This window comes from Novosphingobium organovorum, from assembly GCF_022832435.1.
Classification (GTDB): Bacteria; Pseudomonadota; Alphaproteobacteria; order Sphingomonadales; family Sphingomonadaceae; genus Novosphingobium; species Novosphingobium organovorum.
The window spans coordinates 80,942-102,440 of sequence record NZ_JALHLF010000004.1 but is presented as its reverse complement, the minus strand read 5'-3'; the positions used below and the strand labels follow the sequence as shown (position 1 = coordinate 102,440).

The following is a 21,499-nucleotide window of genomic DNA, read 5'->3' as shown; positions in this document are numbered from 1 at the left end:
GCGGGCGGCGAGGCGGGCTGGAGCGGGCGCGTGGCGCTCATCCCGGCGCGGCGCGGAACCGGCCGGATCGGCGGGGTCTGGTTGCGCTGGAACGGCCCGCTGGGGTTGGCCTCGCGGCAGTTTTCGGGCCACTGGGACAAGGACCTGCGGGTCTGGCCCAATGTTGCGGCGGTGCGTTCGCCCGCCTTGCAGACCTTTCTCAAGGACGCCCAGTTCGGGCTCATCGCGCGGCGCATGCGCGGCGAGGGGACCCAGTTCGAGGCGCTGGCCGAATACCACCCGGGGATGGAACGGCGCCGGATCGACTGGAAGGCCTCGGCGCGCCATGTCCATCTTTTCGCCAAGGAATACGAGACCGAGCGCAACAACCAGATCGTCTTCGCGTTCGATTGCGGGCAGGCGATGTGCGAGCCGGTGCAGGGTATGCCCCGGCTGGACCGCGGGGTGTCCGCCGCGCTTGCCACGTCCTACGTGGCGCTCAAGGGGGGCGACCGGGTGGCTCTGTTCGGCTTTGCCGCAAGGCCGGAACTCAGGACCCCCTTCGTTACCGGTTCGGGCGCGTTCCACCGTCTCCAGCGCGCCGCCGCCGGGCTCGACTACCGCGCGCAGGAGCCCAATTTCACGCTCGCGCTGGCAACGCTGGCAGGCCAGCTCCAGCGCCGTTCGCTGATCGTGATCTTTTCCGATTTCACCGACCTCACCAGCGCGCAGCTGATGATCGAGAGCGTGGGGCGCCTGCTCAAGCGCCATGTCGTGCTGTTCGTGACGCTGGCCGACGATGAGCTGGAGACGATTGCAGGCGCCGCGCCCGACAGCCTGCAGGAGCTGTCCGAGGCGGTTTCGGCCGACATGCTGCTGCGCCAGCGCGCGCTTGTCCTGCGCCGGCTCCAGCAGATGGGGGTCGACGTGATCGAAGCTTCGTACGCGACGATCGGGCCGCGCCTGATCGATGCCTATCTGGAAATCAAGCGGCTGGGAGCGATCGGATGAACCTGGGTTTCGGTCTTTCCCGGCGCCGCACGACCACCGACGATGCCGGTGCGATCGAGCGCGCGGCGCTGCGTTCGGACCGTTTCCGGATCGAGCGCGAGGCCGACTGGCAGCGGCTCGAGACGATCGTGCGCGCGCTCGAGAAGGGGCGGCTGCGCAAGGTCTCGGACGAGGACCTGCTGGCGCTGCCCGGCCTCTACCGCACCGTGGCCTCAAGCCTGTCGGTCGCGCGCGAGACGTCGCTCGATGCCGCGACGCTGGCCTATCTCGAAGCGCTCGTCCAGCGGGCCTGGTTCGTGGTCTACGGCCCGCGCACCAGCCTGTGGGACTGGCTGCGCGGTTTCTTCACCGGCGGCTGGAGCGCGGCGGTGCGCTCGATCGCGCCCGACATCGCGGTGGCCTTCGCGGTCATGGTGGCGGGCACGATCGCGGGCTGGCTGCTCGTCTCGCACGATCCGGAGTGGTATTTCGCGCTCGTCGGCAAGGACATGGCGGGCGTGCGCGTGCCCGGTGCGAGCGCCAAGGACCTGCATGGAACGCTGTTCGGCAACGATGGCCAGAACGCGATGAGCGTGTTTGCCGCGCAGCTGTTCAGCAACAACGCACAGGTCTCCATCCTGTCCTTCGCGCTGGGGTTCGCCTTCGGAGTGCCTTCGCTGCTGCTGCTGGTGCAGAACCTGGCGTTGTTGGGGGCCATGCTCTGGCTCTACCATGGCGCCGGGCTGACGCTCGACTTCGCGGGCTGGATTGCGGTCCACGGTACGACCGAGCTTTATGCGATCATGCTGTCGGGCGCGGCGGGGCTGCACATCGGGCGCGCGCTGGCCTTTCCGGGGCAACGCCCGGTGCTCCAGGCGGCGGCCGAGGCGGGGCAACGCTCCGCCGTGGTGATGACCGGGGTGGTGATGATGCTGGTGCTGGCCGCGCTGCTCGAGGGCTTTGCGCGCCAGCTGGTCGACACGACGCCGGGGCGCTTTGCCATCGGCGGCTTCATGCTGGCGCTGTGGTGCAGCTATTTCTTCGCCTTTCGCGGCACCCGCCGCTGGCGCGAGGCCAACGCGCACAGGAGCGTGCCGAAGGGAACTTCGCGATGATCGCCCGGCTCAAGGCGCGGCGCGCCCGGCAGGCGGCGCTGCGCCGCGACGCTTCGGGACTGGCGCGCACGCTGGTCACGCCCGAGGGCGTCACGCTTTCGATCGCGGTGGCCAGCCGGGGCGCGCGGATCGGTGCGCTGGTGCTCGACCTCGGGCTTATCGTCGTGCTGATGATCGCGATCTCGCTTGGCCTGATGTACGTGGCGGGGGGCACCGCCTCGATTGGACGCACGGTTCATAGCCAGAGCGCGGCGGGCTATGCGCTGCAATTCCTGATGATTGTGTGGATCATCATGATGTTCTTCTTTCGCAACGCCTATTTCCTGTTCTTCGAGCTTGGCCCACGCGGTGCGACACCGGGCAAGCGGCTCAACGGCATCCGCATTGCTGCGCGCGACGGGGGGCGGCTCAGCGCGGAGATGGTCATCGCGCGTAACCTGCTGCGCGATGTCGAGCTGTTCCTGCCGCTGATCCTCCTGCTCTCGACCGGGTTTGAAAGCGGGCCGGGCTGGATCGCGGCCACGGCCTGGTTCGCGATCTTCCTGCTCTTTCCGCTGTTCAACCGCGACGGGTTGCGCGCGGGCGACGTGATCGCCGGGAGCTGGGTGCTCCAGGCGCCGCGGCGCAAGCTGGACCGGGCGCTCTCGCTTGGCCCGGTCGCCACCGCGTCGGCCTCCGCCCCTGCCGCTGCCACTGCCACTGCCACTGCCACTGCCACTGCCAGAGGCACTGCCACTGGCACGACGAAGGCACCCGCGCCCGAACCAGCGGGGGCTGCGATGGTCGCGAGCGGCTATCGTTTCAGCGAGGCGGAACTGGCGGTCTATGGCGAATTCGAACTCAAAGCGCTCGAACGCGTGCTGCGCGATCCCAAGGCCAAGGCGATCGAGCCGGTCTACCTTGCCATCGCCGAGAAGATCGGCCGCAACGACGGCTGGAACGACGAAGCCGCGTTCCTGCGCGCCTACTACACCCAGTTGCGCGCGCGGCTGGAGGCGGGCATGCGCATGGGCGTGCGCAAGGCCGACAAGCACGCTTCTGAAACCCTGCGCGGAAAGGACAATCCATGAGCGGCTACGCCATCCGCGAAGACGATCTGACGGGGGGCGAGATCCTCGCGCTGCTCCAGTTCCATCTCGACGAGATGCACCGCTGGTCGCCGCCCGAGAGCGTGCACGCGATGCCCGCCGAGCGGCTGCGGCAGAGCGACGTGACGTTCTTTTCGGCCTGGGACGGGGAGGCTCTGGCCGGGTGCGGGGCGATCAAGCGGCTCGATCCCAGGCATGGCGAAATCAAGGCGATGCGTGTCGCCCCGGCCTATCGGGGCAAGGGCGCCGGGCGCGTGATCCTGCTCCATCTGCTTGGCGAAGCGCGCGCGCGCGGGTTTGCCCGTGTCAGCCTCGAGACCGGGCGGCCCGAAGCTTTCGTGCCCGCGCAGAGGCTCTACCGCGCGCACGGATTTGTTGAGTGCGCGCCCTTTGCCGACTATGCGCGCAACGATTTTTCGATGTGCATGACGCTGGAGCTCTAATGGATTTGCGCGAAGCCAACGCCAACGATGCCGCTGCCCTGGCTGATCTGGGGCAGCGCAGCTTCGTGGCCAAGTTCGGCCACCTCTATACCCCCAGGGACCTGGCCGATTTTCTGGCGGACAGCCATGGCGAGGCGCGCGTCGCGGCGGAAATCGCCGACCCGAAGATCCCCGTGATGCTCGCCTGCGAGGGCGAGCGGATCGTGGGCTTTTGCAAGTTGAAGCTGGCCTGCGGCTGGCCCGACGTGGCGCGGGGCGGGAACGTGATCGAGCTCAAGCAGCTCTACACCGATCCCGATGTGATCGGGCGCGGCATCGGCGGGAAGCTGATGGCCTGGGCGCTCGACTACGCGCGCACGCAGGGCGCTGACGAGATCCAGCTTTCGGTCTACAGCGACAACCCGGACGCCCAGCGCTTCTACGCGCGCCATGGCTTTGCGAAGGTCGCCGAGACCTACTTCATGGTCGGCGAGCAGCGCGACCACGAATTCCTCTTCGCCGCGCTGATCTGAGACGGGATTCCCGCAGCTCCTAAAACCACTTCCAGCGCCAGAACATCACCAGCTGGACGATCAGGATCGTCACGCAGAGCACGACCACGAACCAGAACGCGTCGGGGTCCTGCATGCCCGGAATTCCGCCCACGTTGATGCCCAAAAGGCCGGTGACGAAGCTGAGCGGCAGGAAGATCGCGGCGACGATGGTCAGCATGTAGGAGGTGCGGTCCGCGCTTGCCGCGGCGCGCGCGCGCAAGTCGTCCTGCAGGACGACGGCGCTTTCCTTGCTGATGTCCAGATCGTCGATGTAGCGGCGCAGGCGGTCGATCGTCTCGGCGATCTCGCGCCGGTCGTGGTTTTCGAACCAGGCCGGCGCGTCGCGGCTGATGCGTTCGAGCGCTTCGTGCTGCGGGGCCATGTGGCGCTTGAGGCCGAGGCAATTGCGCCGGATCGTCGCGATCTTGTCGAGCATGCCCGCCGGATCGTCCTCGGGGTCGCTGTCCTCGAGCTGGTCGATCACCTCGTTCATATCGATGATCGAGCGGTTCATGCGCGCGATCATGTGTTCGACCAGCAGGGTGATGAGCGCGCCCGCATCGACCGGACCCTCGCCCCGGTCGAGCTGGGACTTGAGCGCCTGCGGGGTCTGCAAGGGGCGGCGGCGCAGTGTGACGAGGCGGCGTCCGTCGCACCACACCTGCATCGAGACCATGTCCTCGGGTTCGGCGCCGGGGTTGAAGTTGATGCCGCGCAAGGTCGCGACCAGCGCGTTGCCTTCGCGAAAGGCGCGCGGGCGGGTGTCCTCGCTGGTCAGCAGTTCGACGGTGGGTTCGGGCAGGCCCAGCCCTTCGTCGAGCCACTGCGCCGCGCCCTCCACCGTGCGGCACAGGTGCACCCACAGGATCTCGCCCGGCTTGCCCGGCAGCCAGTCGCGCGCCTCGTCCCAGTCGAGGCTGCGTGCGCCGCCGCGTCCGTCCAGCACGCGCCCGAAGATCAGCGGGCTTTGCGCATCGCGGCTCTCGGCAGTGTCGGTCGGGTCGTACTCGCTGGTCTCGATCATCACCCCTGAATGCCGGAAAAAGGCGAAAGGTTCAAAGGGGATGGGGCCGCCCGCGCGGGTTTTGCGCAAACGTGCTTCAAACCTTCATGGCAAGCGCCTATAGGAGCGGCATGTCTTCCATTCGTCCCTGGCGCACGATCGAGCGCCGCAAGAGCCGCCAGATCATGGTCGGCAGTGTCCCCGTCGGCGGCGATGCCCCGATCACGGTGCAGACCATGACCAACACGCCCACGTCCGACGTGAAGGCGACCGTGGACCAGATCCGTCGCTGCGAGGATGCGGGCGCGGACCTCATCCGGGTTTCGTGCCCCGACGTGGAGAGCACCAGCGCGTTCAAGCAGATCGCCCGCGCGGCCACGGTGCCGTTGATCGCGGACATCCATTTCCACTACAAGCGCGCGCTCGAAGCGGCCGATGCGGGCGCGGCGTGCCTGCGCATCAATCCGGGCAATATCGGGTCGGACGATCGCGTTGCCGAAGTGGTGCGCGCGGCCAAGGCCAACGGCTGCGCCATCCGCATCGGGGTCAACGCCGGGAGCCTGGAAAAGGACCTTCTCGAAAAGTACGGCGAGCCGTGCCCCGAGGCGCTGGTGGAAAGCGCGCTTGACCATATCAAGCTGTTGCAGGACCACGACTTTCACGAATTCAAGGTGGCGGTGAAGGCCTCCGACGTGTTCCTCGCGGTGGCGGCCTACCAGGGTCTTGCCGAGGCGGTCGACTGCCCGCTGCACCTGGGCATCACCGAAGCGGGCGGGCTTATCGGCGGCACGGTCAAGTCCTCGATCGGGATGGGCATGTTGCTGTGGTCGGGCATTGGCGACACCTTGCGCGTCTCGCTCTCGGCCGAGCCCGAGGAGGAAGTGCGCGTGGGCTTCGAGATGCTCAAGACGCTGGGCCTGCGCACGCGCGGCGTGCGCGTCGTCTCGTGCCCCTCGTGCGCGCGGCAGGGCTTCGACGTGATCCGCACGGTCGAGGCGCTCGAGGCGCGGCTCCAGCACATCAAGACCCCGCTCTCGCTTTCGGTGCTGGGCTGCGTGGTGAACGGTCCGGGCGAAGCGCGCGAGACCGACATCGGCCTGACCGGCGGCGGCAACGGTAAGCACATGGTCTACCTTTCGGGCGTGACCGACCACACCGTGCAGGACGCCGACATGCTCGACCATATCGTCCAGCTGGTCGAGCAGAAGGCGGCCGAGATGGACGCTGCCGAGGAGGCCGCCAAGGCCGCGGTCGAAGCCGCCGAGTGAGCCGCCTGACACGCGAGTTGCGCGGGTTTCTGGCCAGCCATCGCGATGCGCTGCGCGTGTTTCGGCTCGCCCCGCTTGCGCTGGCGCTGGTGATCGCGCCCGAACTCGCGCAGCACGCGGCCGAAATTCAGCTCGGGATGTTCGCCGACAAGACCGCGTTCGCGGCGCATCAGGGCGATGCGCTGCGCGGGCAGCTGGGCACCGCCAAGCTGGTTGGGCTGACGCTCGCGGTCGTATTCACCGCGCGGTTCTGGGCCAACCGGGCGACCGGCCGGCGAGCGTGGAGTCTGGCGGATATCGTCTGGAAGCCGCTGGCACTGGGTTTTCTGGTTCAGGTGCTTGCGGCGGTGCCGGGCATGCTGCCGCTCGATCTCGATCCCGCCGTGACGTTTGCTGCAGGGGCGGTGCTGACGCTGCTGTCCTTGCCGGGGATCGTGCTGATGGTCGCCGGACTGCTGGGGGATCGCACGCTGGGCCTGCGCGCCGCCTACGCGCGTGGCTGGGGCAAGGCGCTGCGCATCGCGCTCTATGTCGCGCCGGGCTGGACGGCGCTGCAATTCCTGCACGAGTGGGACCATCACACGGCGCTGGGGCAGGGCGCGGGGCTGGTCTGGGCGCTGATGGTCTGGGACAGCCTCGTGGTCGGGCTCATGGCCGCGCTGGGCGGCACGGGCCTGCACCACGGGTATCGCGGACCCGACGAGGCTTGAGCGCGGGCCTTGGCGCGTTAACCGATGTGCAGGGCGAGCAGGGATAGACTGGCCCCATGCGAAGCGGCCCCCTCGTTCTCCTGCTGGTCTGCGTGGTCGCGGTGCTGGTGATCGCGCCGGGGCTCAAGGTTGACCAGCCTGGCCCGGTCATCGCCCCTTCATCCGCGCCGGGCGCGATGCCTATGCAAGACGCCGCCATGCGCCAGGCCTGGCTCGCGGGGAGGGCCACCATTGCGCGCTCGGCAGACGGGCACTTCTACATCGACGCAACGGTCGAAGGCGAGCCGGTGCATTTCCTCGTCGATACCGGGGCGAGCATCGTCGCGCTGACCGGCGAGGACGCGCAAGCCGCCGGGCTGCACTGGAATCCGGGAGAAGTCATGGCCATCGGCCGCGGCGCGAACGGGACGGTCTATGGCGTTCCGGTGCACCTTTCGAAAATCGCGATCGACGGCTTCGAGGCGCACGATGTCGATGCCGCGATCGTTCCCGAGGGGCTCGATGTCTCGCTGCTGGGGCAGAGCTTCCTGGCGAAGCTGCGCACTGTCGAAATCACCGGGGATCAGCTCTCGTTGGGTGAATGAAGGGTCTGTAGCAAGGTCCTGCACAGAAAAGGCCCCGCCGGATCGCTCCGACGGGGCCTTTTGTATGGGCCTGGAGGGCTCGGGCGAGAGGCTTATGCCTCGTCGCCTTCGTCCTTGATCAGGTATTCGCCGGCATCGGCGTCGGTGCCGTGGGTTTCCCCCTCGACCGCGGCCAGCGGATCATCGCCGAGGTCATCGGCGGGATCGCGCTTGAGCTCGGCGGCGTGCTCCTGCGCGGCCGTGTCGGCGGCGATGAGCGCTTCCTGCATCTTGCGGTAGGAGGCGCGCAGAGCGGCGTCGCGGCTGGAGGCGGCGACGCGCACCCGGTTCATGCCTGCGCCGGTACCGGCGGGGATGAGACGGCCGACGATGACGTTTTCCTTCAGACCGATCAGCGAGTCCTTCTTGCCTTCCACGGCCGCCTGCGTGAGCACGCGGGTGGTTTCCTGGAAGGAAGCGGCCGAGATGAACGAACGGGTCTGCAGCGAGGCCTTGGTGATGCCCAGCAGCACCGGCTTGCCTTCGGCGGGCGCCTGGCCCGGCTTCAGCTTGCCGTTGATCTCGTTCATTTCCTCGTAGTCGACCTGCTCGCCCGGAAGCAGCGTGGTGTCGCCACCCGCGGTGATCTCGACCTTCTGCAGCATCTGGCGAACGATCACCTCGATGTGCTTGTCGTTGATCTTCACGCCCTGCAAGCGGTACACTTCCTGGATTTCCGCGACGAGGTATTCGGCCAGAGCCTCCACGCCGAGAACTTCCAGGATGTCGTGCGGGTCAGGCGAACCCGAGATCAGGTTGTCGCCCTTCTTGACGTAGTCGCCTTCCTGCACGTCGATCACGCGGCTCTTGGGGATCAGGTATTCTACCGGTTCGCCCTCTTCCGGGATGATCGCGATCTTGCGCTTGGCCTTGTAGTCGCGAACGAATTCGATGCGACCCGAGACCTTGGCGATGATCGAGTTGTCCTTGGGCTTGCGCGCTTCGAACAGCTCGGCAACGCGCGGCAGACCACCGGTGATGTCGCGGGTCTTGGCCGCTTCGCGGCTGGCGCGGGCGATGATGTCACCGGCTTCGACCATCTGGCCGTCCTCGACCGAGAGCGTCGCGCCCGGCGCCAGCATGTAGCGCGCGGATTCGCCCGAGTTGTCGTCGAGAAGGGTGATGCGCGGACGCAGGTCTTCCTTCTTCTTCGAACGGCTCGTCGAACGGTCCTCGGTCACCACGCGGCTGGTCATGCCGGTCGCATCGTCGACCTGCTCGGTCAGCGTGCGGCTGTCGATGAGGTCCTGGTACTTGATGATACCGCCGGTCTCGGTGATGATCGGCAGGGTGAACGGGTCCCACTCGGCCAGGCGTTCGCCTTCGGCAACCGAAGAGCCGTCCTCGTGCAGCAGCACCGTACCGTAAGGCACGCGGTGCATCGCGCGCTCGCGGCCCTCGGTGTCCATGACCACGACTTCACCGTTACGGGCGAGCGAGAGCTTGCGCCCGCGCTTGTCGGTGATGGTGGGGATGTCGCGGTAGTGGACGGTACCTTCGCAGATCGATTCCAGGTGGCTGGTTTCGTTGAGCTGCGCGGCGCCGCCGATGTGGAAGGTACGCATGGTCAGCTGCGTGCCCGGTTCACCGATCGACTGTGCGGCGATGACGCCCACGGCCTCACCGATGTTGACCGGCGTACCGCGGGCAAGGTCACGCCCGTAGCACGTGGCGCACACGCCCTGTTCGGCTTCGCAGACCAGCGGCGAGCGGATGCGCGCCGACTGGGTGCCGGTGGCCTCGATCGCGGCGACCGCCGCTTCGTCGAGCAGCTGGCCCTTCGAGGCGACGATGGTGCCGTCCTTGGCGGCGATGTCTTCGGCCAGGGTACGGCCGAGGATACGCTCGGCCAGCGAGGCGATGACCGAACCACCCTGGACGATCGCGCGCATTTCGAGCGCACGCTCGGTGCCGCAGTCGTCGATGATGACCACGCAGTCCTGCGAAACGTCGACCAGACGACGGGTCAGGTAACCCGAGTTCGCGGTCTTGAGTGCGGTGTCCGCGAGGCCCTTGCGCGCGCCGTGGGTCGAGTTGAAGTATTCAAGAACGGTCAGACCTTCCTTGAAGTTCGAGATGATCGGCGTTTCGATGATCTCGCCCGACGGCTTGGCCATGAGGCCGCGCATGCCGCCCAGCTGCTTCATCTGCGCCGGGCTACCACGCGCACCGGAGTGGCTCATCATGTAGATCGAGTTGATCTGGGCCATGCGGCCGGTCTCGGGATCGATCGGCTGGGCTTTGAGCTCTTCCATCATGGCGTTCGCGACCTGGTCGCCGCAACGGCTCCAGGCGTCGATCACCTTGTTGTACTTTTCCTGCTGGGTGATGAGGCCGTCCTGGTACTGCTGCTCGTAGTCGGCAACCAGTTCCTTGGTCTCGGCAACCAGCGGGTCCTTCTGGGCGGGGATGATCATGTCGTCCATGCCGAAGGAGATGCCGGCCTTGCACGCGTTCTTGAAGCCGAGCGACATGATCGCGTCGGCGAACAGGACGGTGTCCTTCTGGCCGGTGTGACGGTAGACCTGGTCGATGACCTCGCCGATGTCCTTCTTGGTCAGCAGCTTGTTGACCACGTCGAAGGGCACGGTGTGGCTCTTGGGCAGGCATTCGCCAATGAGCATGCGGCCCGGCGTCGTCTCGAAACGCTTCATGTACTGCTGACCGTTCTCGTCGGTCTGCGGCACGCGCGCCTCGATCTTCGAGTGGAGCGTCACCGCCCCGATCTCGAGCGCCTGGTGCACTTCGGCCATGTCGGCGAACTTCATGCCCTCGCCGGGCTCGCCGGCGCGGTCCATCGAGAGATAGTACAGGCCCAGCACCATGTCCTGCGAAGGCACGATGATCGGCTTGCCGTTGGCGGGCGAGAGGATGTTGTTGGTCGACATCATCAGCACGCGCGCTTCGAGCTGGGCTTCCAGCGAAAGCGGCACGTGGACGGCCATCTGGTCACCGTCGAAGTCGGCGTTGAAGGCCGAGCAGACGAGCGGGTGCAGCTGGATCGCCTTGCCTTCGATCAGGACGGGCTCGAAGGCCTGGATGCCCAGACGGTGCAGTGTGGGCGCACGGTTGAGCATGACCGGGTGCTCGCGAATGACTTCGTCGAGGATGTCCCAGACTTCCTTGCGTTCCTTCTCGACCCACTTCTTGGCCTGCTTGAGGGTCATCGAGAGACCCTTGGCGTCGAGGCGGGCGTAGATGAACGGCTTGAACAGTTCGAGCGCCATCTTCTTGGGCAGGCCGCACTGGTGCAGCTTGAGCTCGGGACCGGTCACGATGACCGAACGGCCCGAATAGTCGACGCGCTTGCCCAGAAGGTTCTGGCGGAAGCGGCCCTGCTTGCCCTTGAGCATGTCGGACAGCGACTTGAGCGGACGCTTGTTGGCGCCGGTGATGACGCGGCCGCGGCGGCCGTTGTCGAACAGGGCGTCGACCGATTCCTGCAGCATGCGCTTTTCGTTGCGCACGATGATGTCGGGCGCGCGCAGCTCGATCAGGCGCTTGAGGCGGTTGTTGCGGTTGATGACGCGGCGGTAGAGGTCATTCAGGTCCGAGGTCGCGAAGCGGCCACCGTCGAGCGGGACGAGCGGGCGCAGTTCGGGCGGAATGACCGGGACCACCTCGAGGATCATCCACTCGGGACGGTTGCCCGAATCGATGAACGATTCGACCACCTTGAGGCGCTTGATGATCTTCTTGGGCTTGAGTTCCGACTTGGTCGTCTCGAGCTCCTGGAGAAGGTCGGCGCGTTCCTGCTCGAGGTCGAGCTCCATCAGCATCTGCTTGACGGCTTCGGCGCCGATGCCGGCCGAGAAGGCGTCTTCGCCATACTCGTCCTGGGCGTCGAGCATCTCGTCTTCGGTCAGCAGCTGGTACTTCTCGAGCGGGGTCAGGCCCGGCTCGATGACGATGTAGCTTTCGAAGTAGAGCACGCGCTCAAGCTGCTTGAGCTGCATGTCGAGCAGCAGGCCGATGCGCGAGGGCAGGCTCTTGAGGAACCAGATGTGCGCGACCGGGGCGGCCAGCTCGATGTGGCCCATGCGCTCGCGGCGCACCTTGGTCACGGTGACTTCGACGCCGCACTTTTCGCACACGACGCCCTTGTACTTCATGCGCTTGTACTTGCCGCAAAGGCACTCGTAGTCCTTCACCGGGCCGAAGATGCGCGCGCAGAACAGGCCGTCACGCTCGGGCTTGAACGTGCGGTAGTTGATGGTTTCCGGCTTCTTGATCTCGCCGAAGGACCAGGAGCGGATGCGCTCGGGGCTAGCAAGACCGATCTGGATCTGATCGAAGGTCTCGGGCTTGGCCATCTGGTTCGTGAACTTGGTCAGGTCGTTCATAAGTTCCGTCCCTCTTGGGGGTAAATTCTATGCGGGCGGGAAAGGGGAGGGCAGGGGGCGCGAGGGCCACCTGCCCGATCCCGTTTATTCCGCCGCGAGCGCCACGCCGTCGTCGTCCTCGTCGTCGAGCGAGGACAGTTCGACGTTGAGGCCCAGCGAGCGCATTTCCTTGACGAGAACGTTGAAGCTCTCGGGGATGCCCGCCTCGAAGGTGTCGTCGCCCTTGACGATCGCTTCGTAGACCTTGGTACGGCCGACCACGTCGTCCGACTTGACGGTGAGCATTTCCTGCAGCGTGTAGGCCGCACCGTAGGCCTGGAGGGCCCAGACCTCCATCTCACCGAAGCGCTGGCCACCGAACTGCGCCTTACCGCCCAGCGGCTGCTGGGTGACGAGGCTGTAGGGGCCGATCGAACGGGCGTGGATCTTGTCGTCGACAAGGTGGTGGAGCTTGAGGATGTACTTGTAGCCCACGGTGACCTTGCGGTTGAAGGCTTCACCGGTGCGACCGTCCATCAGCGTGACCTGGCCCGACTTGTCGAGACCGGCCAGCTCCAGCATGTTGGCGACGTCCTGCTCGACCGCGCCGTCGAACACCGGGGTGCCCATCGGCACGCCGCCGCGCACGTTCTCGGCCAGCTCGATGAGCTGTTCGGGGGTGCGACGGTCCAGTTCCGCGGCGTAATTGTCGCCGTAGATCTTGAGCAGCGTTTCCTTGACGACCTCGGGCGGTTCGCCCGCGACCGGGTTGGGATTGGCCGCACGCCAGCTTTCCAGCGCCTCGCTCACCATCTTGCCAAGGCCGCGCGCGGCCCAGCCAAGGTGGGTTTCGAAGATCTGGCCCACGTTCATGCGCGAAGGCACGCCGAGCGGGTTCATCACGAAGTCGACAGGCGTGCCGTCCTCGAGGAAGGGCATGTCTTCCTGCGGCAGGATGCGGCTGATGATGCCCTTGTTGCCGTGACGGCCGGCCATCTTGTCGCCCGGCTGAAGCTTGCGCTTCACGGCCACGAAGACCTTGACCATCTTGAGCACGCCGGGCGCCAGTTCGTCACCACGCTCGAGCTTCTCCTTGCGGTCCTCGAACTTGGCCTGGATCGCCTTGACGGTCTCGTCGTACTGGGCCTTCACCGCTTCGAGCTGGCCCTGCATGTGGTCGTCGGCCACCGCGAACTTCCACCACTCGTGGCGTTCGACCTCGTCGAGCACCTCTTCGGTGATCTCGATGCCCTTCTTGAGGCCCTTGGGCGCCGAAGCGGCGACCTGGCCCAGCAGCATCTCGCGCAGGCGGTTGTAAGTCGCGCGGTTGAGAATGGCGCGTTCGTCCTCGCGGTCCTTGGCGAGGCGTTCGATTTCCTCGTTCTGGATGGCGCGGGTACGGTCGTCGATCTCGATGCCGTGACGGTTGAAGACGCGCACGTCGACGATCGTGCCGGCAACGCCCGGCGGCAGGCGCAGCGAGGTGTCGCGAACGTCCGAGGCCTTTTCACCGAAGATGGCGCGCAGGAGCTTTTCTTCCGGCGTCATCGGGCTTTCGCCCTTGGGGGTGATCTTGCCGACGAGGATGTCACCCGGGTGCACTTCGGCGCCGATGTAGACGATGCCCGCCTCGTCGAGGTTGCGCAGGGCTTCCTCGCCGACGTTGGGAATGTCGCGGGTGATGTCTTCCGGACCCAGCTTGGTGTCGCGGGCCATGACCTCGAACTCGTCGATGTGGATCGAGGTGAAGACGTCGTCCTTCACGATCCGCTCGGAGATGAGGATGGAGTCCTCGTAGTTGTAGCCGTTCCAGGGCATGAACGCGACGAGCACGTTGCGGCCCAGCGCCAGCTCGCCCAGCTCGGTCGAGGGACCATCGGCGATGGTGGTGCCGGCCTCGACGTATTCGCCCACCTTCACCAGCGGACGCTGGTTGATGCAGGTCGACTGGTTCGAACGCTCGAACTTCTGGAGGCGGTAGATGTCGACGCCCGACTTGCCGGGCTCGATGTCGCCCGAAGCGCGGATGACGATACGCGTCGCGTCGACCTGGTCGACGGTGCCGGCGCGCAGCGCCGAGATCGCGGCGCCCGAATCGCGCGCCACGGTCTCTTCCATGCCGGTGCCCACGTAAGGCGCGTCGGCCTTGACGAGCGGCACGGCCTGACGCTGCATGTTCGAGCCCATCAGCGCGCGGTTGGCGTCGTCCTTTTCCAGGAACGGGATGAGCGAGGCCGCGACCGAGACGAGCTGCTTGGGGCTGACGTCCATCAGGGTGACCTGATCGCGCGGGCTCATCACGAATTCGCCTTCCTGGCGGGCCGAGATGAGTTCCTCGACGAACGAGCCGTCCTCATTGAGCGCGGCCGAAGCCTGGGCGACGGTGTGCTTCTGCTCTTCCATCGCCGAGAGGTAGACCACGTCCTTGGTCACCTTGCCGTCGACGACCTTGCGGTACGGGGTTTCGATGAAACCGTACTTGTTGACGCGCGCGAAGGTCGAAAGCGAGTTGATCAGGCCGATGTTCGGCCCTTCGGGCGTTTCGATCGGGCAGATACGACCGTAGTGGGTCGGGTGAACGTCGCGAACCTCGAAGCCCGCACGCTCACGGGTAAGACCGCCCGGCCCGAGCGCCGAGACGCGGCGCTTGTGGGTGACTTCCGAAAGCGGGTTGGTCTGGTCCATGAACTGCGAGAGCTGCGAGGAGCCGAAGAACTCACGCACCGCGGCCACGGCGGGCTTGGCGTTGATGAGGTCGTTGGGCATCACGGTCGACACGTCGACCGAGCTCATGCGCTCCTTGACCGCGCGTTCCATGCGCAGCAGACCGACGCGGTACTGGTTCTCGAGCAGCTCGCCGACCGAACGCACGCGGCGGTTGCCGAGGTTGTCGATGTCGTCGATCTCGCCCTTGCCGTCCTTGAGGTTCACCAGCTCCTTGACCACGGCGAGGATGTCCTCGGTGCGCAGCGTGGTGACGGTGTCTTCGGCATCGAGGCCCAGGCGCATGTTGAGCTTGACGCGGCCCACGGCCGAAAGATCGTAGCGGTCGGGATCGAAGAACAGGCCGTCGAACAGCGCTTCCGCGGTTTCCTTCGTCGGCGGTTCGCCGGGACGCATGACCTTGTAGATCGCTTCCAGACCCATGTCGCGGCAATCGGCCTTGTCGGCCTTGAGCGTGTTGCGGATCCAGGGACCGGCGTTCGAATCGTCGATGTCGAGCAGGTTGAGCTGGTCGATCCCGGCGGCGTCGATCGCTTCCAGGTTCTCCGGGCTCACTTCGTCACCGGCTTCGATGTAGATGCGGCCGGTCGACTCGTCGATCATGTCCTCGGCGATGTAGCGGCCGAAGATTTCCTCGGTCGGGATCAGCAACGCCTCGAGACCGTCCTTGGCCGCCTTGTTCGCGGCGCGCGGGCTGATCTTGGTGCCGGCCGGGAAGACCACTTCGCCCGAAGCGGCATCGACGATGTCGAACGCGGGCTTCACGCCGCGCCAGGTCTCGGCGCTGTAGGGCAGGCGCCAGCCGCCTTCACCGCGCTTCCAGGTGACGGTTTCGTAGAAGTGATCGAGGATCGCTTCGGAATCGAGGCCCAGCGCGAAGAGCAGCGCGGTGACCGGCAGCTTGCGCTTGCGGTCGATACGCACGTTGACGATGTCCTTGGCGTCGAACTCGAAGTCGAGCCACGAACCGCGGTAGGGGATCACGCGGGCGGCGAAGAGGTACTTGCCCGAGGAGTGGGTCTTGCCGCGGTCATGGTCGAACAGCACGCCCGGCGAACGGTGCATCTGCGACACGATCACGCGCTCGGTACCGTTGATGAAGAAGGTGCCGTTCTCCGTCATCAGGGGCATGTCGCCCATGTAGACGTCCTGCTCCTTGATATCGAGGACCGAGCGGGTCTCGGTCTCGGCGTCCACTTCGAACACGATGAGGCGCAGCGTGACCTTCATCGGGGCCGCGTAAGTGATGCCGCGCTGGCGGCACTCGGTCACGTCGTACTTGGGTTCTTCGAGCTCGTAGTGCACGAAGTCCAGCTCGCTGGTGCCGGCGAAGTCGCGGATCGGGAAGACCGAACGCAGGGTCTTTTCGAGGCCCGAGACATAGCCCGTAGCGGGATCCGAGCGCAGGAACTGCTCGTAGCTCTCGCGCTGAACCTCGATGAGGTTGGGCATCTGGATGACTTCGTGGGCGTCGCCGAAGATCTTGCGGATGCGCTTCTTGACGGAGCGCTTCGCCGTATCGATGGGCTGGGTGGCCATGAGCTGGTCTTGCCTCTTCGCTTCTCGTTAGAGCCGAGTCGCATTGCTGCGTCCGGCCCGGAAAAAATCGTCACGCGTGGACGAAAAACCTGTCGTGCGGACAGGCCATCAAACGCCAAAAGGCCGCCTCGCACGCGCGGAAACCCTGGATGGGAGCNGACGAAAAACCTGTCGTGCGGACAGGCCATCAAACGCCAAAAGGCCGCCTCGCACGCGCGGAAACCCTGGATGGGAGCCCGCTGCGGCCAGCAGCCTTGGACGTCGGATGAACTCGAATTCGCTTCCTTCCCGGGCCTGTCCCCGCGCATGGACGGGCCTTGCTCGAAGCGATCGAGCGAGCTGGCTCTATAGAACTGGCCCCATCGCCTGTCAAACGGCCCGTCCCGCTGCGCCGCACGGTCCGGCGGATTTCGGGTGGTGGCGGGTCAACCTTTGGTGGTGTCCGGCGTTGGGGGAGCATGAGCGGATTTACCCTTTTCTCCTCCTGGCGTCCCACCGCGCCGCTCGCCCTGATGCTGGCCGGTTCGGTCGCGCTGCCCGCCGCGGCGCTGGCGGGGCCTTTGCATGGGACGTCCGAGGCTCGCAAGCCCGTTGCTTCGGTCGTGGTCGCCGAGCCGCGCGGGACCGGGGTGGTTGGCGGGGCGATGCCGGAGCGGGCGCTTGAAGGCGAGCGGAGCCTTGATGGCGCGCGTGAACCTGCGGCCGAGCCTGCGCGGCCCGGTCGCCTCCCGTTCGCCGGGCTGGTCGGCCTGCTGGCGGCCTTCGCGGTGTCGCTGGCCGGGATGGTGCGGCTGAGCGTTCGCGAGCGAGGCCGGGCCGGGGCAGGGCGCCCCTTCGCCGCAGGACCATGACGATTTTGATGCAAATTCGACACGAGCCATAGCCGGGCCGGTGACCGGGTCATCGACCCTTCGACACCCTTCCTGAACCGGTCGAGCCTGGCACCTGTTCGGTCACTGCCCTTGGTGGCCGGACCCAAGCCTCGGGGGTGATCCGTCTCGGCGGGTCGCCCCCATTTTCGTGCCCCCGTTTTCGCGCCTGCGCGGCGCAGGCGGGCGTCGCCGGCGCGCGCATCGTGGCCTGGCGCAGGCCCGTTGCGAGGGAAGGCAGTCAGGCGGCGAGGTCGAACAGCGCGCCCGCCCGCTGGCGGTCGAGCGCAGTATAGGCGCCGGTGACTAGCGAACTGCGCGCCTGGGCCCATTCGCGGTGCCAGTTCTCCATCTGCAAGGTGTCGCGCGCGGTGCTCGAGAAGTAGAAGCGCGGCGCGGTCTGTGCCGCCCGCGCACTGCCGATCGCGGTGCTCGACCCGCGGCTCGGGGCGACCGGCTCGACGCTGCGCGCACGCGTCTCGTTCCCGGCCTGCACATAGGCCGGCACGGGTAGCGTCGAGGCGGAGATCGGCACTATTTCCATAGAGATGTCTGTCTGCTGTCCTGCGCGGCGGTGACGGTAGCTCGTCAGGATCGCAGTTCCGGGTTGACGCGGGGTTACCGGGCGTATCCGGGGGTGTGCGTAGGGCGGCTCGCGGATGAGCACGGGGTGAGGGGCGCAGAGGATCGGGCGGTGGCCGCAAGCGCAGGCGCGCGCGTGCGATGGTCGCGATCGCTTGACTTTGCTGCGGGTCTGGGCCAATGGCCGCTCCCGAACGGCGCGTTGATTCTCGCCGCTCGCCGTCCGAGACAGCTGCCGGGGGCTTCCCCCTTAATCTGCAGCCGAGACGGGGAACAGGAATTCTTTCCGGCCCTTCACTCGCAAGAGTGCGGTGCCAGCGCGTGCTTCGGCGCGCAACTCCTTCCCCATCGAACGGACTTTGCCATGCTCGCGTCAGCGGGTGTGGGCTCCTGCATTCCGCAGGGGCAAGCAAATGTAGCCGGCTGCACGGGGGCCTTCGGGATCTCGGGCAGTCATATGTGAAGGAGTAAGGCATGGATCGTTCGCAGAAAGCCGATTCGGTCGCCCAGCTCAACGCGGTCTTCAACGAGGCGGGCGTGGTGGTTGTCACCCGCAACCTCGGCATGTCGGTGGCTCAGTCCACCGAACTGCGCAACAAGATTCGCGAAGCCGGTGCGACCTACAAGGTTGCCAAGAACCGTCTTGCCAAGATCGCCATCGCGGACACCGACTATGTCGGTATCGGCGACTTCCTTGTCGGCCCGACGGCCCTGGCTTCCTCGGAAGACCCCGTCGCCGCTGCCAAGGCTGTCGTGGATTTCGCCAAGACGACCGACAAGATCGAGATCGTCGGCGGCGCGATGGGCGCAAACGTTCTGACCCCCGAAGGCGTCAAGGCTCTCGCCACGATGCCCTCGCTCGACGAACTGCGCGCCAAGCTCATCGGTCTCGTCCAGGCTCCGGCCACGAAGATCGCCCAGCTCTCGACCGCTCCGGCGGCCAAGCTGGCGCGCGTCTTCCAGGCTTACGCCGACAAGGACGCTGCCTGAGCTTAGTCTCGGTAATACGTTTCGAATTAACGATTTATCCTGCCCGGCGGCATGAAGCCCCGGCAGGACCACAGATCAGGAGTGAATATTATGGCCGATATCGCCAAGCTTGTTGAAGAACTCTCGCAGCTGACCGTCCTCGAAGCCGCTGACCTTGCCAAGGCTCTCGAAGAAGCATGGGGCGTTTCCGCCGCTGCCGCCGTTGCCGTTGCTGGCCCGGCCGCTGCCGGTGGCGAAGCCGCTGCCGCTGAAGAGCAGACCGAATTCGACGTGATCCTCACCGGCGACGGTGGCAAGAAGATCAACGTCATCAAGGAAGTCCGCGCCATCACCGGTCTCGGCCTCGCCGAAGCCAAGGCGCTCGTCGAAGGCGCTCCGAAGGCCGTCAAGGAAGGCGCTTCGAAGGCTGAAGCCGAAGACATCAAGGCGAAGATCGAAGCAGCCGGCGGCACCGTCGAGCTCAAGTAATCTTCGTTTCTTCCGGCTTTCGGGCCGGAGGCGAAAATTCGAAAGGGCGTCTCCTGCGGGAGGCGCCCTTTTTCGTTGCGCGGCCGGCGCGTGGGTCAGGGTAGGGGCCGGAGCCGGGAGCCGAACATGAAAATCCCGCTCGACCGCTTCGGGCATTTCCATAACGAGATATATAACAAGGTATGGAGAATCGCATGGGTGATATCGTGGCCGAACTGGGTGGGCTGTTTCTCGGGACGCGGCTCAAGCGTCTGGGGGAGCGTTTGCAGGCGGACGCGGCGCGCATCATCGAAGGCGCACAGCTGCCGCTGCAACCCGCGCACATGCCGCTGATCACCGCCCTTTCGCGTGCCCCCGGCCTCACCGTGGGACAACTGGCCGAGGAAGTGGGGTTCAGCCAGCCTGGCGTAACCCGCTCGATCGGGCAGCTGGTCGAGGCCGGACTGGTCGAGGCGCGCGCGGCGCCGGGCGACCAGCGCCAGCGCGAACTGCGCCTGACCGGGCCGGGCGAAGCGGCGATGGAGCGGGTGCGCACGCGCGTGTTTGCCGGGCTTGACGAGGCGGTCGCGCAGATGTGCGGGGGCAAGCTCGACCAGCTTCTGGCGCTGATCGGCGCGCTGGAGGCCGCGCTGGCCGAAACGTCGATGGTCGAGCGCCACGCCCGGCTGCGGCCACGCCCGCTTGCGATCCGTGCGTTCGAGCCGGCGCTGGCGCGCGCCTTCCACGATATCAACGCGCAGTGGATCGAGGCGATGTTCCGTCTCGAGCCGACCGACCGCGAGGTGCTCGAGAACCCGCAGGCGCGTTTGATCGAGCCGGGCGGGGCGGTTCTCTTCGTCGAAAGCGAAGGGCTGGGCATCGTGGGCACCTGCGCGTTGCAGAAGACCGGGCCCGACACGTTCGAACTGACCAAGATGGGCGTGCTGGAAAGCGCGCGCGGGCTCAAGGCGGGCGAATTCCTGCTGCGCGCGATGATCGCCAAGGCGCACGACATGGGCGCGAAGACGCTCTACCTGCTGACCAATGCGCGCTGCGAGGCGGCGATCCATCTCTATGAAAAGCTGGGCTTCGTCCACGATCGCGGGATCATGGAGCGCTACGGCGCGCGCTACCAACGGTGCGACGTGGCGATGCTCTACCGGGGGTGAGCGGGCCAATGGAGAGGGGGTAAGGTAAAGGGCTTCGTGGCTGAACGCGCCTGTCATCGCAGGTTCAGTTTCGCGGCCGCAGATTTCCTCGCGCAATGGCGATGAGTCACGAAGGAGGTTCCCCCCAATGCGTTCCAAGCTCAAGCTGCCCGCCCCGTTTCCTTTGCCCAAGGCGTATCTGATCGCTGGTGCCGCGCTGGTCGTCGGGTGTGCCGGTGTCGCGCAGGCCGCGAGCCAGAAACTGCACCACATGACGCTCGATGGTCCGGGGGGGCAGCGCATCGCGGTGTCCTACACCGGCGACGTGGCGCCCGAGGTCGAGGTCGTGCCTGCGGTCGCGCACGCCGAGGCGCCTGCGATGGCGCCAGTAGATGCCGATTCCGTGATGGCCGATCCCTTCGTCCAGATGCAGCGTGTCTCGGCGATGATGGACGCTGAGATGCGCGCGATGGTGCAGCGCAGTGCGCTCATGCAGCGCCAGACCGCCGCGCTTCAGGCCCAGGCTCTGCAACAGGCCAAGGTTACCGCCAACGGCGAACCTATGGCGCCCGGTTTCACGCTCACCGGAACGATGCCCAAGGGCGTGCAGGTGACTTACTACTCATCCTCGACCGACGCCAACGGGTGTACCCGCTCGGTCTCGTACCGCTCGGACGGTTCGGGCGCGAAGCCGCAGATGGTTCAGGCCGCCTCGGATAGCTGCGAAGCGGCCACCGCGCCGAGCCCCGCCAAGGCCGAGGCGCCGCAAAAGGCCAAGCCGGGTACGGCGGTCTGATTGGAATTGGGCGTTGGAAAAAAGGGTAATAGTCCGAGGGCCATCGCCCTCGGGCTCCCCCATACTGTCGACCTCACCATTCTCAGCCGGGGTCGCGCGAAAGCGGTGAGGTCTACAGTCTGGGGTCAAGGGGTGTTAACCCCTTGAATAGAAAATCTCTTCCTGAGCCGCTTCGCTTTTTCTGAACTCTTTTTCCTCTGGTTCCGGCAAGCCTGTCTTGAACAACGGGCCGCCGTTTTCATTCGAAATCGGCGTTTTTCTTGCGCCTCTGCGGCAAAGCTACGCAGAGGGGAGGCGTTTTCGCTTTCCCCGCAGGCCCGCTGCGCCTAA

Annotated in this window: 17 protein-coding genes; 13 read left to right on the top strand and 4 right to left on the bottom strand. The window is 66.2% G+C overall.

Annotation, left to right across the window (positions count from 1 at the left end; genetic code table 11):
* From MTR62_RS02360 to MTR62_RS02340, 5 genes are all read left to right on the top strand, one after another.
* A partial coding sequence (locus MTR62_RS02360) for a DUF58 domain-containing protein (RefSeq protein WP_244016675.1) occupies positions 1–990 on the top strand: 990 nt, incomplete at its 5' end.
* Entirely contained in the window at positions 987–2,084 is a 1,098-nt protein-coding gene (locus MTR62_RS02355; RefSeq protein WP_244016674.1) for a stage II sporulation protein M, read from the top strand. The genes MTR62_RS02360 and MTR62_RS02355, both read left to right, overlap by 4 nt.
* Positions 2,081–3,154 carry an RDD family protein gene (locus MTR62_RS02350; RefSeq protein WP_244016673.1) on the top strand — a complete coding sequence of 358 codons (1,074 nt, stop codon included), beginning with the start codon at positions 2,081–2,083 and terminating at the stop codon, positions 3,152–3,154. The genes MTR62_RS02355 and MTR62_RS02350 overlap by 4 nt, the downstream gene beginning before the upstream one ends.
* Positions 3,151–3,615, top strand: a complete 465-nt coding sequence (locus MTR62_RS02345; RefSeq protein WP_244016672.1) for a GNAT family N-acetyltransferase — start codon at positions 3,151–3,153, stop codon at positions 3,613–3,615. Before MTR62_RS02350 ends, MTR62_RS02345 begins: the two co-directional genes overlap by 4 nt.
* The gene (locus MTR62_RS02340) at positions 3,615–4,127 is read left to right on the top strand and encodes a GNAT family N-acetyltransferase (protein ID WP_244016671.1); all 513 of its coding nucleotides are present in this window, start codon (positions 3,615–3,617) and stop codon (positions 4,125–4,127) included. The genes MTR62_RS02345 and MTR62_RS02340 overlap by 1 nt, the downstream gene beginning before the upstream one ends.
* Before the next feature lie 19 nt (positions 4,128–4,146).
* Here MTR62_RS02340 and MTR62_RS02335 read toward each other — a convergent pair whose 3' ends face one another.
* On the bottom strand, positions 4,147–5,172 hold the full coding sequence (locus tag MTR62_RS02335) for a zinc transporter ZntB (RefSeq protein ID WP_244016670.1): 1,026 nt from the start codon (positions 5,170–5,172) through the stop codon (positions 4,147–4,149).
* A 110-nt stretch (positions 5,173–5,282) separates the two neighbouring features.
* On the opposite strand from MTR62_RS02335, the gene ispG reads away from it, so the two are divergent.
* From ispG to MTR62_RS02320, 3 genes are read left to right on the top strand one after another with little or no spacing between them, the layout of a single operon-like run.
* Positions 5,283–6,419 carry a flavodoxin-dependent (E)-4-hydroxy-3-methylbut-2-enyl-diphosphate synthase gene (ispG, locus tag MTR62_RS02330; RefSeq protein WP_244016669.1) on the top strand — a complete coding sequence of 379 codons (1,137 nt, stop codon included), beginning with the start codon at positions 5,283–5,285 and terminating at the stop codon, positions 6,417–6,419.
* Positions 6,416–7,129 (top strand): hypothetical protein, encoded by a 714-nt coding sequence (locus MTR62_RS02325; RefSeq protein ID WP_244016668.1) that lies wholly within the window; start codon positions 6,416–6,418, stop codon positions 7,127–7,129. Before ispG ends, MTR62_RS02325 begins: the two co-directional genes overlap by 4 nt.
* 56 nt (positions 7,130–7,185) lie before the next feature.
* Positions 7,186–7,713: a retropepsin-like aspartic protease family protein gene (locus tag MTR62_RS02320; protein ID WP_244016667.1), complete on the top strand. Its 528-nt coding sequence runs from the start codon at positions 7,186–7,188 to the stop codon at positions 7,711–7,713.
* Between the two features lie 92 nt (positions 7,714–7,805).
* On the opposite strand, the gene rpoC is transcribed toward MTR62_RS02320, so the two are convergent.
* Together rpoC and rpoB are read right to left on the bottom strand one after the other, a co-directional pair.
* Positions 7,806–12,095, bottom strand: coding sequence for a DNA-directed RNA polymerase subunit beta' (gene rpoC, locus MTR62_RS02315; RefSeq protein ID WP_244016666.1), 4,290 nt, complete (start codon positions 12,093–12,095; stop codon positions 7,806–7,808).
* An 84-nt stretch (positions 12,096–12,179) separates the two neighbouring features.
* A complete protein-coding gene (gene rpoB / locus MTR62_RS02310) occupies positions 12,180–16,337 on the bottom strand; it encodes a DNA-directed RNA polymerase subunit beta (RefSeq protein ID WP_244016665.1) in 4,158 nt (1,385 codons plus the stop codon).
* A 458-nt stretch (positions 16,338–16,795) separates the two neighbouring features.
* Between rpoB and MTR62_RS02305 the strand changes: the two genes are divergently transcribed.
* Entirely contained in the window at positions 16,796–17,188 is a 393-nt protein-coding gene (locus tag MTR62_RS02305; protein ID WP_244016664.1) for a hypothetical protein, read from the top strand.
* Positions 17,189–17,447: 259 nt separating this feature from the next.
* On the opposite strand, the gene MTR62_RS02300 is transcribed toward MTR62_RS02305, so the two are convergent.
* A complete protein-coding gene (locus tag MTR62_RS02300; RefSeq protein ID WP_244016663.1) occupies positions 17,448–17,741 on the bottom strand; it encodes a hypothetical protein in 294 nt (97 codons plus the stop codon).
* Between the two features lie 521 nt (positions 17,742–18,262).
* Here MTR62_RS02300 and rplJ point away from each other — a divergent pair.
* The 4 genes from rplJ to MTR62_RS02280 all read left to right on the top strand — a co-directional run bounded on the left by rplJ (position 18,263) and on the right by MTR62_RS02280 (position 21,169).
* Entirely contained in the window at positions 18,263–18,778 is a 516-nt protein-coding gene (rplJ, locus tag MTR62_RS02295; RefSeq protein WP_244016662.1) for a 50S ribosomal protein L10, read from the top strand.
* A 90-nt stretch (positions 18,779–18,868) separates the two neighbouring features.
* Complete coding sequence (gene rplL, locus MTR62_RS02290) at positions 18,869–19,246, top strand: 50S ribosomal protein L7/L12 (RefSeq protein WP_244016661.1); 378 nt, start codon at positions 18,869–18,871, stop codon at positions 19,244–19,246.
* Between the two features lie 194 nt (positions 19,247–19,440).
* On the top strand, positions 19,441–20,394 hold the full coding sequence (locus MTR62_RS02285) for a bifunctional helix-turn-helix transcriptional regulator/GNAT family N-acetyltransferase (RefSeq protein ID WP_244016660.1): 954 nt from the start codon (positions 19,441–19,443) through the stop codon (positions 20,392–20,394).
* Positions 20,395–20,521: 127 nt separating this feature from the next.
* Entirely contained in the window at positions 20,522–21,169 is a 648-nt protein-coding gene (locus tag MTR62_RS02280; RefSeq protein ID WP_244016659.1) for a hypothetical protein, read from the top strand.
* Positions 21,170–21,499: the final 330 nt, after the last annotated feature.